Annotated in this window: 14 protein-coding genes, 1 tRNA gene and 1 pseudogene; 11 read left to right on the top strand and 5 right to left on the bottom strand. The window is 66.5% G+C overall.

What is annotated here, in order from left to right:
• Positions 1-2 precede the first annotated feature (2 nt).
• A complete protein-coding gene (locus CA606_RS11170; RefSeq protein ID WP_181242552.1) occupies positions 3-155 on the bottom strand; it encodes a hypothetical protein in 153 nt (50 codons plus the stop codon).
• Positions 156-282: 127 nt separating this feature from the next.
• Here CA606_RS11170 and queA point away from each other — a divergent pair, with 127 nt between their 5' ends.
• Both queA and tgt read left to right on the top strand, forming a co-directional pair.
• Positions 283-1,377 (top strand): tRNA preQ1(34) S-adenosylmethionine ribosyltransferase-isomerase QueA, encoded by a 1,095-nt coding sequence (queA, locus tag CA606_RS11165; protein ID WP_096051072.1) that lies wholly within the window; start codon positions 283-285, stop codon positions 1,375-1,377.
• Entirely contained in the window at positions 1,377-2,492 is a 1,116-nt protein-coding gene (gene tgt / locus CA606_RS11160; protein ID WP_096051073.1) for a tRNA guanosine(34) transglycosylase Tgt, read from the top strand. Before queA ends, tgt begins: the two co-directional genes overlap by 1 nt.
• Here the strand turns inward: tgt and CA606_RS11155 are convergent.
• Positions 2,489-3,178, bottom strand: coding sequence for a hypothetical protein (locus tag CA606_RS11155; protein WP_096051074.1), 690 nt, complete (start codon positions 3,176-3,178; stop codon positions 2,489-2,491). The genes tgt and CA606_RS11155 overlap by 4 nt on opposite strands.
• 127 nt (positions 3,179-3,305) lie before the next feature.
• Between CA606_RS11155 and CA606_RS11150 the strand changes: the two genes are divergently transcribed.
• The 8 genes and pseudogenes from CA606_RS11150 to CA606_RS11120 all read left to right on the top strand — a co-directional run bounded on the left by CA606_RS11150 (position 3,306) and on the right by CA606_RS11120 (position 9,983).
• A tRNA-Lys gene (locus CA606_RS11150) sits at positions 3,306-3,380 on the top strand.
• 353 nt (positions 3,381-3,733) lie between these two features.
• Positions 3,734-3,847 (top strand): annotated as a pseudogene (locus CA606_RS20060) (hypothetical protein); the annotation flags it as partial.
• A gap of 86 nt (positions 3,848-3,933) precedes the next feature.
• Positions 3,934-4,728 carry a MerR family transcriptional regulator gene (locus CA606_RS11145; protein WP_096053797.1) on the top strand — a complete coding sequence of 265 codons (795 nt, stop codon included), beginning with the start codon at positions 3,934-3,936 and terminating at the stop codon, positions 4,726-4,728.
• 352 nt (positions 4,729-5,080) lie between these two features.
• On the top strand, positions 5,081-6,451 hold the full coding sequence (locus CA606_RS11140; RefSeq protein ID WP_181242551.1) for an alpha/beta hydrolase family protein: 1,371 nt from the start codon (positions 5,081-5,083) through the stop codon (positions 6,449-6,451).
• Between the two features lie 303 nt (positions 6,452-6,754).
• Positions 6,755-7,627, top strand: a complete 873-nt coding sequence (gene cysT / locus CA606_RS11135; protein WP_096051076.1) for a sulfate ABC transporter permease subunit CysT — start codon at positions 6,755-6,757, stop codon at positions 7,625-7,627.
• A complete protein-coding gene (cysW, locus tag CA606_RS11130; RefSeq protein ID WP_096051077.1) occupies positions 7,627-8,484 on the top strand; it encodes a sulfate ABC transporter permease subunit CysW in 858 nt (285 codons plus the stop codon). Before cysT ends, cysW begins: the two co-directional genes overlap by 1 nt.
• Before the next feature lie 16 nt (positions 8,485-8,500).
• Positions 8,501-9,520 carry a sulfate/molybdate ABC transporter ATP-binding protein gene (locus CA606_RS11125; protein WP_096051078.1) on the top strand — a complete coding sequence of 340 codons (1,020 nt, stop codon included), beginning with the start codon at positions 8,501-8,503 and terminating at the stop codon, positions 9,518-9,520.
• 106 nt (positions 9,521-9,626) lie between these two features.
• Positions 9,627-9,983 carry a PilZ domain-containing protein gene (locus CA606_RS11120; RefSeq protein ID WP_096051079.1) on the top strand — a complete coding sequence of 119 codons (357 nt, stop codon included), beginning with the start codon at positions 9,627-9,629 and terminating at the stop codon, positions 9,981-9,983.
• A gap of 3 nt (positions 9,984-9,986) precedes the next feature.
• On the opposite strand, the gene CA606_RS11115 is transcribed toward CA606_RS11120, so the two are convergent.
• From CA606_RS11115 to CA606_RS11105, 3 genes are read right to left on the bottom strand one after another with little or no spacing between them, the layout of a single operon-like run.
• Positions 9,987-10,976, bottom strand: coding sequence for a transglutaminase family protein (locus CA606_RS11115; RefSeq protein ID WP_096051080.1), 990 nt, complete (start codon positions 10,974-10,976; stop codon positions 9,987-9,989).
• An 11-nt stretch (positions 10,977-10,987) separates the two neighbouring features.
• Positions 10,988-11,935, bottom strand: coding sequence for an alpha-E domain-containing protein (locus CA606_RS11110; protein WP_096051081.1), 948 nt, complete (start codon positions 11,933-11,935; stop codon positions 10,988-10,990).
• Entirely contained in the window at positions 11,932-13,452 is a 1,521-nt protein-coding gene (locus CA606_RS11105) for a circularly permuted type 2 ATP-grasp protein (RefSeq protein WP_096053798.1), read from the bottom strand. The genes CA606_RS11110 and CA606_RS11105 overlap by 4 nt, the downstream gene beginning before the upstream one ends.
• Positions 13,453-13,705: 253 nt before the next feature.
• Between CA606_RS11105 and CA606_RS11100 the strand changes: the two genes are divergently transcribed.
• Positions 13,706-15,490 (top strand): autotransporter assembly complex protein TamA, encoded by a 1,785-nt coding sequence (locus CA606_RS11100; protein ID WP_096051082.1) that lies wholly within the window; start codon positions 13,706-13,708, stop codon positions 15,488-15,490.
• The last annotated feature ends 34 nt before the right edge of the window (positions 15,491-15,524 follow it).

Raw genomic sequence — 15,524 nt, 5'->3', positions numbered from 1 at the left:
ATCTAGTGGCCGGGGAAAGATCGCAAGCTGATGTTGCGCAGCCGCTTGGCGCCAAGCCGCGGTTCGCCGCGCAGCACGACCAAGTCCTGGTCGTCCAGGTCGCTGGATTTCGCGATCTTCGCAGCGTTCGGGTCCAATGGGCCGGAGACCACCACGGCGCTGAGTTTCCCCGACAGGGCTTCCGCGGTGACGGGCCGTCGGGCCCTGCGGCCTTGTGCGCGTGCCTCGCGCGACCGGGTAAGTCTTGACCTTCGGCGGCGGTCGTGTGCTTGAAGCCGGCCCATGCGCCTTTCCGACTTTGACTTCGACCTCCCCGAGGACCGCATCGCCCTGCGGCCGGCTGAACCTCGCCACGCCGCGCGCTTCCTGGTGGTGCGCGCGGGCCAGCCCCTGGCTGACCATGTCGTCAGCGACCTGCCGGATTTTCTGCGGCCAGGAGACGCCCTGGTCTTTAACGACACGCGCGTGATCCCGGCGCGTCTGGCGGGCCTTCGCGAGGGGCGCTCCACCGGCGGCGCCAACGGCACGCCCGTAGCCGTCGAGGCGACCTTGCACCGTCGCCTGGCGCCCGATCGCTGGAGCGCCTTTATGCGCCCCGGCAAGCGTCTGAAGGTCGGCGACCGGGTCGCGTTCGGCGCGCGCGAGGACCGCGATCTCGACCGTTTGGACGCAGTGATCGCTGAAAAGCACGAGGGGGGGGAAGTCGTGCTGGCGTTCGATCTTTCCGGCCCCGAGCTCGATATCGGCATCGCCCAGCATGGCGATATGCCGCTGCCGCCCTACATCGCCGCCAAGCGGGGCGAGGATGAGCGGGATCGCGCCGACTATCAGACGGTCTACGCCCGCGAGGACGGCTCGGTCGCCGCCCCCACGGCGGGGCTGCACTTCACGCCCGAGCTCCTGGAGCGTCTGAAGGCGAAGGGCGTCTCGCTGCATTTTGTCACGCTGCATGTTGGCGCGGGCACGTTCCTGCCGGTCAAGACCAACGACGTCTCCGAACACAAGATGCACGCCGAGTACGGACAGGTGACGCAGGAGATCGCCGACGCCCTCAACGCCGTACGCGCGGCGGGCGGTCGCATCGTTTGCGTGGGCACCACCTCGTTGCGGCTGTTGGAGAGCGCGACCGGTGAGGATGGTGTCGTTCGTCCCTTCGCCGACGAAACCGCGATCTTCATCACCCCGGGCTACCGGTTCCGAGCCGCCGACGTGCTGATGACGAACTTCCACCTGCCGAAGTCGACCCTGTTCATGCTGGTCTGCGCCTTCGCCGGCACGGCGACCATGCGCGAGGCCTACGCCTACGCCATCGAGACGGGCTATCGCTTCTATTCCTATGGTGACAGCAGTCTGCTGTTCAAAGACGAGACCCGCTGATGGCCGCGTTCCCCTTCGAGATCAAAGCCACCGACGGCAAGGCGCGGACCGGCGTGCTGAAGACGCCGCGCGGCGATATCCGCACGCCGGCCTTCATGCCTGTCGGCACCGCCGCGACGGTCAAGGCCATGACGGTCGACCAGGTCAAGGACACCGGCGCCGACATCATCCTGGGCAACACCTATCACCTGATGCTGCGGCCCTCGGCCGAGCGGGTGAAGCGCCTGGGCGGGCTTCACAAGTTCATGCGTTGGGACAAGCCGATCCTGACCGACAGCGGCGGCTTCCAGGTGATGAGCCTGTCGGGCATCAGCAAGCTGACCGAGGAGGCCGTGACCTTCTCGAGCCACGTCGACGGCTCCAAGCATGTTTTGACGCCCGAGCGCTCGATCGAGATCCAGGCCGACCTTCTGGGCAGCGACATCGTCATGCAGCTGGACGAATGCGTGGCCTGGCCGGCGGAGGAGGCCAGGGCGCGCAAGGGCATGGAGCTTTCGGCGCGTTGGGCCAAGCGTTCGAAGGACGCTTTCGGAACTCGCGACACCCAGGTCCTGTTCGGCATCCAGCAGGGCTCGACCTTTGAAAATCTGCGCCGCGAGTCGTCCGAGCGGCTGCAGGAGATCGGCTTCGACGGCTACGCGATCGGCGGGCTGGCGGTCGGCGAGGGGCACCAAGCGATGTGCGAGGTGCTGGACTACGCGCCAGGGCTCCTGCCGCAAGACCGCCCGCGCTACCTGATGGGCGTGGGCAAGCCGATCGATCTGGTCGAGGCCGTGGCCCGGGGCGTCGACATGTTCGACTGCGTGCTGCCCACGCGCTCTGGCCGGCATGGTCAGGCCTGGACCTGGGATGGCCCGATCAATCTGAAGAACGCCAAGTACGCCGAGGACGAGACGCCGCTGGACCCGAACAGCGACTGCCCCGCCAGCCGCGACTATTCGAAGGCCTATCTGCGCCACCTCTTCAAGGCCGAGGAAATCCTCGGCCAGGTGCTGTTGTCCTGGCACAATATCGCGTTCTTCCAGGCCCTGACCGCCGCCATGCGCGCGGCGATCGCGGAGGGGCGCTTCGAACAGTTCCGGCGCGATTTCGCCGCCCGACACCTGGCCGGTTAGCCGTCAGGCCCGTTGGGAACCCGAGGGGCCTCCTCCTTGATGATCGGGAATCGCGGACGCCGGGGACCATACGGGTCCGGCGGCGGCGGCATGCCGGGGTCGACGACGGGGGGCGCGGCGATCGGCTTGTGCCGTGGCGTGGCCGGAGGATTACAGCCGCGCGCTTCGCCCAATCCCTTGAGATAGGCCCGGCGCACATTCCCTGAGGCGATCGCGCTTTGGACCAGCCGGTCATGCCGTTCGGCCCCGGTCAGTTTTCGCACCCACCCGCGCATCGGGATCAGGTCCTGGGCGGTGCTGGCGATCGCGCCCAGCGCAGCCTCGCCGGCGGCCTTGCGGCTGCGGTCCATCAGGTCCTCGTTCTCCTGGGGCGGGTTGCGGTCGATATCCTCGCCCAAGGCTGCGTCCAGAGGCTCGACCAGGGCGACCAGCGTTCGACAGTCCGCGGGGCTCGGACGCTGATAGGGGTCCTCCATGGCCTCGAGCAGGACGCGCGGGATCTTGGTGCGGACGATGTTCACGTCGCGCAGCGGGGCGCTGACCGCGCCGCTGATTCCCTCCTTATTGGCCTCCGACGTCGACTTGATGCGTCCGTCGTCGCTCGGCGGGCTCTGCTGTTGTCCCGCCGAAGCGTTCGCGGTCAGAGCCAGGCCGCAGATCGCCGCCAGGAGGAAGGTTCGACGCATGAGTCACCCTAACGCGTACACAGCTTTACCGTCATGCCACGGAAAAACGGCGAAACCGTGCTTGCGACGCGCGCGACCCCCGACTATGGTCCGCGCCGCTTCCCCCGGCCCCCGCCGGATCGTGAGCGGGCCGGTAGCTCAGTGGTAGAGCATTCGACTTTTAATCGAATGGTCGTGGGTTCGAACCCCACCCGGCCTACCAATCAAACGTCTGACCTTGTTGAAGTTTCTCGCGCCGCTCAGTGGCTGCGACACCGACCGTCAGACTTTCCAGACACCCGACCGTCAGACCTTTGGCCTCGACCCGTTCAGCCGCCGGCCTTCGCAAGGCCGCGTTTGGCCTGGGCGTTCCATGCAACCTGATTATCGCGCGATAGGTAGATCGACAGGATTTGCATCGACCGATGCGGGACTATGGCCGGTGATCGCCGCGATCTCGGGAACGGTAGCCGTGGCTCGCGCGAGCTGGGCAACGCACGAATGGTCGAATGTCCGATCTAGGGCGAGGATCTGGTTTCGGCTTTCGACCGGTTTCGGGCAGTTCGATAATCCTCCCCCCAGAGGGGGAGGAGGCCGAAGGCCGGAGGGGGAAGTACTGCCGAGCCGGCCTATTCCCCCTCCGTCGGCTTCGCCGACACCTCCCCCACTAGAGGGAGGATCGGTCCGCTCACCACCCGTTGCGGACGCCATGATGCGATGCGCGTCGTAGAGGGCCCTTGACCCTCACACTGCGTGAGCCCCCCATAGGGATGTCCATGCGGAACGACGCGCGCCACACGATCCACACCGTCAGTGAACTGGCCAAGCTGTCCGGAACCTCGGTTCGGACACTGCACCACTATGACGCTATCGGTTTGTTGAAGCCCGCGACGGTCGGCGAAAATGGATACCGCTACTACGGGCGAGGGGAGCTGATGCGTTTGCAGCAGATCCTGGTTCATCGTGAGTTCGGGGTCGCCCTTCGCGACATTCCTGCTCTGCTAGACGCCCAAGGATCCGACAGGCTGGCGGCGTTGCGAGAACAACGGGCCCGACTGGAGGAGACGGCGGACCGCTATCGCCGTCTAGCGCAGACGATCGACCGCACGATCGCCGAACTGGAAGGACGAACGACCATCATGGACAAGCAACTTTTCGAAGGCTTCAGCCCTCAGTTAGAATCCGACTACGAGGCCTGGTTGATCGACAGATACGGCGAGCCGGCGGCCCGCGACCGACTTGCCCGAGGCGCCGAAGTGTTCGCGGCGATGTCGGATGCGCAGAAGACGGACTGGATGGCGGAGGCCATCGCAATGCGCGACGACTTCGCTAGCACTATGGCCCGCGGAACCGCCTCTGACGATCCATCGCTGGACCCCTTGCTCAAGCGACACCATGCTTGGGTGGTTCGGACCACTGGCACGCCGGCCACTGCGGATGCCTACACGGCCTTGGGGCGGCTGAACGTCGACAACTTGGAGTTCCGAGCGATGTATGACGCAGCTCAACCGGGCCTCGCGCAGTGGATGGCGGAGGCGATGGCGAGCTTTGCGAGGCGGGCCCTGATCTGATCTCTCTGGATCAGTCAAACCTGGAGCACGACTGCCGGATCAACCGGTTGTCGGCTCCGATGGGCGCAAAGTCCGCTCACCACCCTCCACAGACCTTGGCGACGTCTGCTCGCAGGCCGAAGGGTCAACCGTCGGGTTTCGGATGCTGATCCGATTTCCGTTCCTGACAGTTGCGGACGTTGACCCCTCCGCCTGAAGCGCGCTTTCAACTGAAATTGCTGCTCGCGCCGGCCTGACCCCTGCCGGGAAAATGACGTCATGGCGGTGAAGGATCCGCTGTGTGGGTGAATGCAGGGAGCCGAGTGAAGCGATGTTGATCCCCGATTTAATCTTTCTGGCAGGGGTGCTGGCCTTGGCCGTTTGGCGGCTGTTCGCGCCGGCCTGGCGGCCAAGGCTGCGCATCGGCGCCGCCGGCTTGGGTCTATTGCTGGCGGTGGTCCAATGGGCTCTCTGCGGCTTCACCTGGCAGAGTCTGCCGGCCTATCTCCTGCTGGCGCTAAGCGCCCTGCCTCCGGTGCGCACGGGCGCTGTTCTGCGCTGGATCGGTCGTCTCGGTCTGGCCGGGATCGCCGCCGCCTGCATTGGCGTGTGGATGCTGCTCGCGGTCCCGACGCTGCCGCCGCCCGACGGTCGCTACGCCGTCGCGACCCAAGTCTATCGTTGGAACGACGCCTCGCGGGACGAGCCGCATACGGCAGACCCGGGCGACCGGCGCAGCGTGATCGCCCAGGCCTGGTATCCGACCACACAACGCGAACATTCCGGGGGAGGCGCGCGCGTCCCCTACATCGACGGGATCGGCCAAATGCCTGATCAGGTCAGCGTCATGCCCGGCTTCATGCTGCATCGCTACGGCCAGATCGACACCCACGCCGAGGATAGTGCGCCGCTTGCGTCCAGCAATCGGCCCTGGCCGGTGGTGATCTTCTCGCCGGGTTACGGCGCGCCCCGCGCGACCTATACCGGGCTGGCGACCCGCCTCGCCAGCCGCGGCTTCGTCGTCTTCGTCCTGGACCATCCCTACGAGGCGGCTGTGACCCAGCTTCCGGACGGCCGGGTGGTCGGGCTCCGGGAGATTTTCCCGCCGGACCGCACCCGTTACATGCCCGACCAGCAGATCTTGCGGACCGCCGACATTCGCTTCGTCATCGACCAACTCGCGCGTCCGGAGGCGCTGTCGCGGCCGTTGCGAGGTGGCCGGATCGAGGCCTCGAAGGTGGCCGTGATCGGCCACTCCTTTGGCGGAGCGGTTTCAGCCATGGCGATGAGCGAAGACCCACGCGTCGTGGCAGCCGCCAACATCGACGGTACGCCCTATGGCGACCTGCCGGACCGCCGATTGACCCGTCCCTTCCTGCTGCTGCAGAGCGACTATGCTGAGACGCACCACAGCGACCTCTTCATCAACGGAAACGGCAAGCTGCTCGCCCATTCGACCGCTCCCGGCTACCGTTTTGAGGTCAAGAACGCCAACCACTACAGCTTCACCGATGTGCCGTTCTTCTTCGCGCCGCCGGGCCGCTGGCTGTTGGCGCAGGTGATGGGTGGCGGTCGCGGGGGCGCAGCCACACATCAGGCGGCCGCCGACATCCTAGCGGCGTTCCTCTCAGGGCCGCTCACAGGCAAGCCCGCCGACGTGGCCTTGACGGCCGCCCGTTATCCCAATGTGTTGGGCGGGCCCGTGAACCCGAAACACAGCGCCGCGCCGTCGCCGAACGACTGAGGTTCTCCAAATGTCGATCAGCGGGAATGGAGGCCGTCGGGTCTCCACCCTTAGCGGAACCCGAAAAATGTCCCATAGCCGCCGTCCCGGGCAACGCCCGACAGGTTCGCGAGCGCGCGGTCGCCGTGGTCCTCAAGCGCAGTTTTTCTGCGATCGTGATGCGTCTTTTCTCGTTTGCCCCATCGACAAGGTAGAGATTTAAGCGGCTCACTTTGGACGATGTGGGTGAGCCGAAAGGCGACCTGCCGTCACGCCTTCGCATTGCCCTCTTGGTGAGCCTGGACCCTGGACGACGATCAGACGATGACCGCCGACACCGCCGAGCAGCGGCCGCCAGCGAAGGGCGCGCGTAAGCCGCTTTTCCGTAAGAGGTCAGCAATCCCGGGCTTTGGCCTGACCATGGGCGTCACGCTGACGGTCCTGTCGCTGATCGTGCTGATCCCTTTGAGCGCCGTGGTCCTGAAAGCCGCTCAACAGTCGCCGGCCGAGTTCTGGGCGGTTGCGACCTCGGAACGCTCCATCGCCGCCTATCGGCTGAGCTTTGGGGCGGCGTTCGTGGCCGCAGCGATCAATGGGGTGTTCGGGGTTCTCACCGCCTGGGTGCTGGTGCGCTACGACTTCCCCTTGAAGACGCTGGTGAACGCTCTGGTCGACCTGCCGTTCGCCTTGCCGACCGCCGTCGCGGGCATTGCCCTTGCGACGCTCTACGCGCCGACGGGCTGGGTCGGGCAGTTCCTGACGCCGCTGGGGATCAAGGCGGCCTACAATCCGGTCGGCGTCGTGATCGCCCTGACCTTCATCGGCTTGCCCTTCGTCGTCAGGACCATCGAGCCGGTGCTGCGTGACGCCGCCGCCGATGTCGAGGAAGCCGCCGCAAGCCTTGGCGCCAGCCGGATCCAGACGATCGCCCGGGTTATCGTGCCGGCTCTGGCGCCGGCCTGGCTGACCGGTTTCGCCATGGCCTTCGCCCGTGGGGTTGGCGAGTACGGCTCGGTCATCTTCATCGCCGGCAACATGCCTTATCGGTCGGAGATCGCGCCGCTGCTCATCATCATCCAGTTGGAGCAGTTCGAGTACGTACGGGCGGCGACGATCGCCGTCGTGATGCTGGCGGTCTCCTTCCTGATGCTTTTCGTGATCAACGCCATCCAGGCCTGGGCGCGGAGGTTCGACTGATGGCGATCGATCGCTCGAAAGCGCGCCACGCCACCGATGATCCGCTGTGGGCCAAGATCCTGCTGGTCGGGACGGTGCTGGCCTTCCTGGCGTTGGTCTTGATCCTGCCGCTGGCGGCGGTGTTCGCCGAGGCCCTTCGCAAGGGCCTGGACGCAGCGGTCCTGGCGGCCAGCCATCCCGACGCCTTGGCGGCGGTCAAGCTCACCCTGCTGACGGCGGCGATCTCCGTCCCGTTCAACGCCGTCTTCGGTCTTTGCGCCGCTTGGGCCATCGCCAAGCACGAGTTCCGAGGCAAGGCCCTGTTGATCACCCTGATCGACCTGCCGTTCTCGGTGTCGCCCGTGGTGGCCGGCTTGATCTACGTCCTGATCTTTGGCTTGCAGGGGTGGTTTGGCGAGTGGCTGCTGGACAACGACATCAAGATCATCTTCGCCGTGCCCGGGATCGTGCTGGCGACGGTGTTCGTGACCTTTCCCTTCGTGGCGCGTGAACTGATCCCGTTGATGCAGGAGCAGGGCGTCAGCGAGGAGGAGGCGGCGGTGTCGATGGGCGCGAGCGGGCTCTACACCTTCTGGCGGGTGACCGCGCCCAATGTGCGCTGGGGGCTGCTCTACGGCGTGCTGCTTTGCAACGCCCGCGCCATGGGCGAGTTCGGCGCGGTGTCGGTGGTCAGCGGCCACATCCGGGGGCTGACCAACACCATGCCGCTGCATGTCGAGATCCTTTACAACGAGTACGACTTCGTCGGCGCTTTCGCCGTGGCGGCGCTGCTTTGCCTTCTGGCGGTGGTGACTCTGGTGCTGAAGACGGCGCTCGAGATCGCCCAGCCGGGCGTGCGCGGCCGTCGCGGACACTGAACGGACTACGGAACCCATGACCATTTCCATCCGCTCCGTCGAAAAGCAGTTCGGGCGCTATCCGGCCCTGGACAGGGTTGATCTGGAGATCGCCGACGGTGAACTTCTGGCCCTGCTGGGACCGTCGGGATCGGGCAAGACGACACTGCTGCGCACCATCGCCGGCCTGGAGTTTCCAGACGCAGGGCAGGTGCTCTTCGACGGTCAGGATGTCACCCACGCCTCGGCCGCAGCGCGCCGGGTGGGTTTTGTCTTCCAGCAGTATGCGCTGTTCAAGCACATGACCGTCGCCAAGAACATCGCGTTCGGTTTGGATGTGCGAAAGGGCAAGGACAAGCCGTCGAAGGCCGAGATCGCTCGCCGGGTCGAGGAGCTCCTGAAGCTTGTCGAACTCGAAGGCCTGGGCGGCCGATATCCTTCGCAGCTTTCGGGCGGGCAACGCCAGCGCGTGGCCCTGTCGCGAGCTCTGGCCGTGCAGCCCAGCGTGCTGCTGCTCGACGAGCCCTTCGGCGCGCTGGACGCCACGGTGCGCAAGTCTCTTCGTCGGGAGCTTCGCCGAGTCCACGACGCCACGGGCGTGACCACGATCTTCGTGACCCACGACCAGGAAGAAGCGCTGGAGTTGGCCGATCGCGTCGCGATCCTGAATCAGGGCCGTATCGAGCAAATCGGCACGCCGGATCAGGTTCACGACGCCCCCGAGACGGCCTTCGTCTGCGGTTTTGTCGGCGAGGCGAACCGGCTGGACGGCCAGGTCAGCGGCGGGCGGTTCAGCGCCGGCCCGCTGAGCCTGCCTGCCTCCGGCGTGCGGGACGGCGCGGCGACGGCCTATGTGCGGCCCCATGATTTCGCGCTCGATGAGACCGGCTTCGAGGTCAAGATCGAGCGCGCGCACGTCCAGGGCGCCCTGACCGCGGTCACCGCGATCACGTCGGATGGTCGTCGCCTTGAGATCAGCGCCTCGCGCGCCGACGCCGGGCGCTTTGTGGGCGCCGTGAAGATCGCCGCTCGTAAGGCTCACGTTTACGCCGCTTAAGCATAATTCCGCTAAGTCGGCCTGATGGTCGGCGTGCAACGTTCGCGGGAAGGCCCGCGAAGGTTACGCTGTTTCCGAGAACGACTCGGCGGGGTTTGAGAAGCGGATGGTCATGGTCGAGACCTCGGGCGCTGAGCGGCGCGCGCATCCCCGGATGCCTGCGGCGCGCAAAATCTACATCGTGGACGATCCCCGATCGTGGAAGGGCTCGCTGCTCGACGTGGCCGAGAAGGGCGGGCGGCTTTCCATCGCGGGCATCGCCCCGCCACCGGACACCTTCGTCTTCGTCGACGCCGGCGGTCGGCGGGTTCACCTAGCCAATGTGGTCTGGCGCTCGGGAACCGAGGTCGGCGTTCAGTTCATGGCGACCCAGCGGATCGGCCCCCGGGCGGGCGGCGCCGCCGGCGCGCTGGAGATTGCGCGGCGGTTTCTGGCCAGCCTGCCCGCCGAGGGGGCGGACTAGCGCCTATTGTTGTTGCTGCTGTTGCTGCTGTTGCTGCTGGTGCAGCTCCTCCCGTAGGGCGGTGTCAGGCCGGCGACGGCCTCCGGCGAAGGCGGGACGCGCCATCCGCAGAAATTCCGGCTCGGCAAGCGCGGCGCGCGCGCGCCGCACCGAGACGCCGACGGCCAACTGGCTTTCCGCATCGCCCTTGTAGACCCCGCGCGAGGGCGTGACGTCCCCATAATCCCGACCCACGGCCACGGCCACGTGGCGCTCGCCGGCCATCATGTTGTTTGTGGGATCAAAGCCGACCCAGCGCAGGCTCGGTAGGAACACCTCGACCCAGGCGTGGGTGGCGTCGGGATCCGAGCGGTCGCCGGCTTCGCGGTCAGTGAACAGATAGCCTGAGACATAGCGCGCCGGCACGCCCCAGCCCCGACAGACGGCCAGCATGATATGGGCGAAGTCCTGGCAGACCCCGCGTCCGGCGCTGAGCGTCAGGTCGATCGGGCTGTCGGCGTCGGTGACGCCCGGCTGGTACTCGAAGGCGCTGTAGATCGTTTCGGACAAGGTGCGGACGGCGGTCAGCGGGTCTCGGCGCTTGAGGGCGTCGAGGTCATGCTCGTTGATGAAGGTCTGCAGCGCCTCGGTGGTTTTCACGAAGCCGTGCGGGCGCAGGAAGTCGAAGCATTCGCCCCGGACGAACTCGCTGCGCAGCCGGTCCCATTCCCCCATGTCCAGATAGTCGGGGCGTTCGCCCGGCGACTCCGTCTCCACCGCCGAGCGGGCGATGATCGTCAGGTTGTCGTGCGGTTGGGGCACGTCGAAGTGATAGACCGCGTTGCCGAAGCTGTCGGCGTAGGAAAACACCTGTGCGGCTGGGTTCAGGTCCAGTTCGAAGCTGACCAGTCGCTGCCGTGCGGTCTTCTGGGGCTGCATCCACAGCTCCATCAGGCTTTCGCGGACGGGGCGCTCGTAGTGGTACTGGGTGACGTGTCGGATTTCGAGCAGCACGATCCTGGATCCTAAGCGGGCAGACGCGTTTCGAGGGGATAGGCCACGAAGGTCTCGTAGATGGCTTCGTGAATTCTGGCGCACTCGTTGACCACGGTGGTCAGCAGCGGACCAGCGCCGACGGCTTCCAGTTCATCGACATCGGCGAACTGAAGGCGAGCCTTGAGCCGGCCAGCCAGACGCTCAGGACCCGCGCGCTCATTGGTCGAGACGCTGCGCACCATGGCGCTGAGATGCTGTTCGATCTGCGCCGTCGCGAACCGGATCGATCGCGGGAAGTCCTCGTCGAAGACCAGGAATTCCAGGATGTGGCGCGGCTCGATCTCGGCGGTGTAGACGCGCAGGTACGGCTCGAGCGCGCAAGCCATGCGCAGCACGCTGACCAGCGCTACGTGATCCCCCAGGCGACCGTGCGTGGGCGACTCCGCGAAACAGACCTCCAGCAGGCGCGACACCAGCTGGGCGCGTTCCATGTAGATGCCCAGCATCATGAAGCGCCAGCTTTCGCCATGGCTCATAGTGGTGTCCGCCGCGCCCTTGAACAGGTGCAGGTCGGCGATCACGTCGTGCAGGAAGATGTCTGATCCGGCGGCGAAATCCTTGGTCGCGTCCGGGTCGGTGACCTTGAGATACAGCAGGTTCAGGCGTTCCCAGGTCTCGGTCGTGATCTGATCGCGAACCTGGCGGGCGTTCTCGCGGGCGCGCGCCAGAGAGGACACGACCGAGTTGGGATCGCTGCGATCCAGCACCAGGGCTTGGGCGGCCTCGAAGGATCCCACGCCGGCGCCGTCGCCAGGCTCACCGACGGCCGCCAGGGCGATCCACACCGCCTGAGCGCCGGCGTCGGTCTGGTCGAGCGTGGCGTTCAGCATCACGGTGGACAGGCGCGAGAGGTGCTCGGCGCGTTCGATATAGCGGCCCAGCCAGTAGAGGCTGTCGGCGACACGGGCGAGCATCATGGACGGGCGCTCCCGTGACCGGCGCCATTGGAGGGGGCGTCGTCGGCGAGAACCCAGGTGTCCTTGGAGCCGCCGCCCTGGCTGGAGTTGACGACGAGAGAGCCGCGCTTGAGCGCCACACGGGTCAGCGCGCCAGGCGTCACGATGGTCTTTTCGCCCGAGAGGATGAAGGGGCGCAGGTCGACGTGGCGCGGCTCGATGCGGCCGTCCACCAGGCACGGCGCGGTCGAGAGCTGGATCGTCGGCTGGGCGATGTAGTTCTCGGGGTCGGCCTTGATCGCCAGGGCGAAATCGTCTCGCTCCTTCTGGCTGGCGTGGGGGCCAACCAGCATGCCGTAGCCGCCAGAGGCGCCGACGGCCTTGACCACCAGCTTGTCGAGATTGGCCAGCACGTGGCTGAGCTGGCGCGGCTCGCGACAGAGAAAGGTCTCGATGTTGGGCAGGATGGGATCCTCGCCCAGATAGTAGCGGATGATGTCCGGCACATAGGCATAGACCGCCTTGTCGTCGGCGACGCCGGTGCCAGGCGCATTGCAGATCACGACATTGCCGGCGCGATAGGCGTTGAACAGACCCGCCGCGCCCAGCGAGCTGTCGCGCCGGAAGGTCAGGGGGTCGATGAAGTCGTCATCAACCCGGCGGTAGATCACGTCGATGCGGCGCAGGCCCGTGGTGGTGCGCATGTAGACCATGTTCTCGTGCACCACGAGGTCGCGCCCCTCGACGAGGGGTACGCCCATCAAGCGCGCGAGATAGGCGTGCTCGTAGTAGGCGCTGTTGTAGACGCCGGGGGTGAGCACCACGACCTGAGGATCGGCGCGCCAGTCGGCGGCCATGCTCTTCAAGGTCGAGAGCAGCAGATCGGGATAGCGCTCGACCGGGCGAACGCCGGCGGCGCGATAGGTTCCGGGGAAGGTCCGTTTGGCCGCATCGCGGTTGGCCAGCATGTAAGACACGCCCGACGGGACGCGGAGGTTGTCCTCCAGCACGGCGAACTGGCCGTCCTGGCAGCGGATCAGGTCGCTGCCGCAGACATTGGCGTAGGCCTTGTGCGGCACATAGAGGTGCTGCATTTCGCGGCGGAATGACGGAGCGCCGAGCACGAGCTCGCGCGGAACGACGCCATCCATCAGGATCTGCTGATCGCCGTAGATGTCCGCCAGAAACAGATTTAGGGCCCGCAGCCTCTGGGTCAGGCCGGTCTCGATGCGCGCCCATTCCGCAGCGGGAATGATCCTGGGGAACAGGTCCGTCGGAATGATCCGCTCGGTGGTGTTTTCCGCGCCATAGACCGTGAAGGTGATCCCTTGGAGCAGGAACGAGCGCTCCAGCGTCCGTTGTCGTGCGGCCAGTTCCTCGGCGCCCAGGGTCGACATCCGGCCATGCAGCGGATCGTAGTGCTGGCGAACGTCGCCCTCGGGCGTGAACATCTCGTCGTAGGCGACGCCTGGAAGGTAGGCAGCCTCCGTCATCGGCAGGGTCGGGGTGTCCGCTAAGGTTTGGGTCTTCGCCGCCACGCTTCTATCCGCTTGTCTTTCGATCTTGGGCGCGTCCCGCAGGGGCCGCCGACTGAACTCTAGGGCCTCCACGCGGCCCAGCTTCCCGGATTCGACATCCGCCAAGCGATTGCGCACAGCTGCCCATAGTTTGGGCGCCGTTCGGCCGGTTTGGGAAGCGCCGCCGACGGCGCTGAGCCGCATTTCCGAACGTGACACGCGCCCGGCCCAAGACTACAGCAGGGAAGGGGGCGCTTCGCGCGGGGAACGTGATTTGGTGCTTGGGCGGACTACCCTGGCTTTTGCGGCGGTGACCTGGCTATCGGCCTCGGTCGCCTGGGCCGATGAGCCGATGGCCCAGATTCAGGGTGTCGAGGAGCGCGCGCTTCGCGAAGCCATCCAGCGCGCGCTGTCCGAGTCCAAACAGCCGCCGCGCAGTCGATCCGAAGCGCGCCGTCGCGCCCGGCAGGCGGGGGAAGACGCCATCGCCGTTCTGCGCGCAGAAGGCTACTATGCCTACACGGTCGAGCCCGATGTGGCGGAAGACGATCCGCCACGCGCCATCGTGAAGATTTCGCCCGGTCCGGCCTTCCTGCTCGCTGATCCGCGGATCGACTGGTCGGGCTCGCCGCCGGATGAAGGCGTGCGCCAGCGCGCTGCTGCGGCCATGCGCCTGACCGAGGGCGAACCCGGTCGTTCCGCCGACATTGTCGGCGCCGAGGGGCGGATCGTCGCGCAGGTCGCCAAGCTCGGCTACGCCGATGTCGCGGCCGAAGTGCGCGAGGTCGTTGTGGATCACGCCGACCGCACAGTTCGTCCGACCTTCAAGATCATGGCGGGCGAGTTGGTTCACCTGGATGGCGTCGAAGTCGTCACCAAGGGGCGCACCCATCCCGAATGGGTCGGTCGCCTCGCACCGTGGGTGGCCGGCGATGTCTACGACCCGGAGGATGTCGCCGAGCTGGAGCGCCGGCTGCGCGACACCGCCGTCTACGACTCGATTTCGGTTTCGCTTGCGGGCGCCGACAAGGCCACGGCCGAGGGCTATCGACCGGTGGTCGTCACCCTTTCCGACCGACAAGCCCGCACCATCGAACTGGGCGCGGGCTACTCGACCAGCGAAGGCGCGGGCGTCGACGCGCGTTGGATCCGCTACAACCGGCAAAAGCGCGCAGACACAACCACTTATGCGCTTCGCTTCGCTAAGCTGGAACAGCGTCTCGGCGCCGAGATTTCTCTGCCGCACTGGCGGCGGCCGCAGCAGACGCTGAAGCTGAACAGCTCGGTCTTTCGCAACGACACCGACGCCTACAATGAGACCGGGGCCACGGTCGGGGTCGACCTGACCCGACGACGCCAGACGACCGCGTATCGAACCTTCGGGGTCTCGTTCGATCTGTCGCAGACCAAGGAGCAGGTGAACCGCAACGGCCTGATCGCCGGGCGAAAACTGAACCTGGCGACGCTGGCGGGTCTGGCCGCCTACGCCTGGGACTTCTCCGATGATATCCTGGACCCCAAGCGCGGCTGGCGGCTCGAGGCGCGCGCCGAGCCGACCTATGTGGCCGGCGACACCTCTGTGCCGTATCTGAAGCTCGCCAGCCAGGGCTCTGCGTACCTGCCCTTCGGCAAGCAGGACAGCACGGTTCTGGCGGCTCGCGTGAAGTTGGGCGCGATCGTCGGGGCGGGCGTCCTCGATGTGCCGGCGTCGCGGCGCTTCTTCTCCGGAGGGGGCGGTTCGGTGCGCGGCTACGCCTATCAGGCGATCGGCCCCCGGCTTTCTGACAACACCCCCCAAGGCGGGATTTCTCTGGTCGAGACCTCTTTCGAGGTCCGCCAGAAGATCACCGACCGCTGGAGCGGCGTCGCCTTCATCGACGCCGGCGCCATCGGCACGGACAAGACGCCCAGACGTGAGGACCTCCGTGCGGGCGCTGGCTTCGGCGTCCGCTATGATCTTGGCTTTGGGCCGATCCGCGCCGACATCGCCGCGCCGCTCGGGCGTCGCAAGGGCGACCCCAGGTTTCAGATCTATCTCAGCATCGGGCAGAGCTTTTGAGCCGCGACCAGGACAAGCCTGATCTCACCGATAC

The organism is Caulobacter vibrioides, from assembly GCF_002310375.3.
In the GTDB taxonomy this organism is placed as follows: domain Bacteria; phylum Pseudomonadota; class Alphaproteobacteria; order Caulobacterales; family Caulobacteraceae; genus Caulobacter; species Caulobacter vibrioides_D.
This window is presented reverse-complemented; position numbering and strand designations above follow the sequence as displayed.

Coding starts and splice junctions, on each gene's coding strand:
- queA (WP_096051072.1), top strand. CDS start 283: ATGCGCCTTTCCGACTTTGACTTCGACCTCCCCGAGGACCGCATCGCC.
- tgt (WP_096051073.1), top strand. CDS start 1,377: ATGGCCGCGTTCCCCTTCGAGATCAAAGCCACCGACGGCAAGGCGCGG.
- CA606_RS11155 (WP_096051074.1), bottom strand. CDS start 3,178: ATGCGTCGAACCTTCCTCCTGGCGGCGATCTGCGGCCTGGCTCTGACC.
- CA606_RS11145 (WP_096053797.1), top strand. CDS start 3,934: ATGCGGAACGACGCGCGCCACACGATCCACACCGTCAGTGAACTGGCC.
- cysT (WP_096051076.1), top strand. CDS start 6,755: ATGACCGCCGACACCGCCGAGCAGCGGCCGCCAGCGAAGGGCGCGCGT.
- cysW (WP_096051077.1), top strand. CDS start 7,627: ATGGCGATCGATCGCTCGAAAGCGCGCCACGCCACCGATGATCCGCTG.
- CA606_RS11125 (WP_096051078.1), top strand. CDS start 8,501: ATGACCATTTCCATCCGCTCCGTCGAAAAGCAGTTCGGGCGCTATCCG.
- CA606_RS11120 (WP_096051079.1), top strand. CDS start 9,627: ATGGTCATGGTCGAGACCTCGGGCGCTGAGCGGCGCGCGCATCCCCGG.
- CA606_RS11110 (WP_096051081.1), bottom strand. CDS start 11,935: ATGATGCTCGCCCGTGTCGCCGACAGCCTCTACTGGCTGGGCCGCTAT.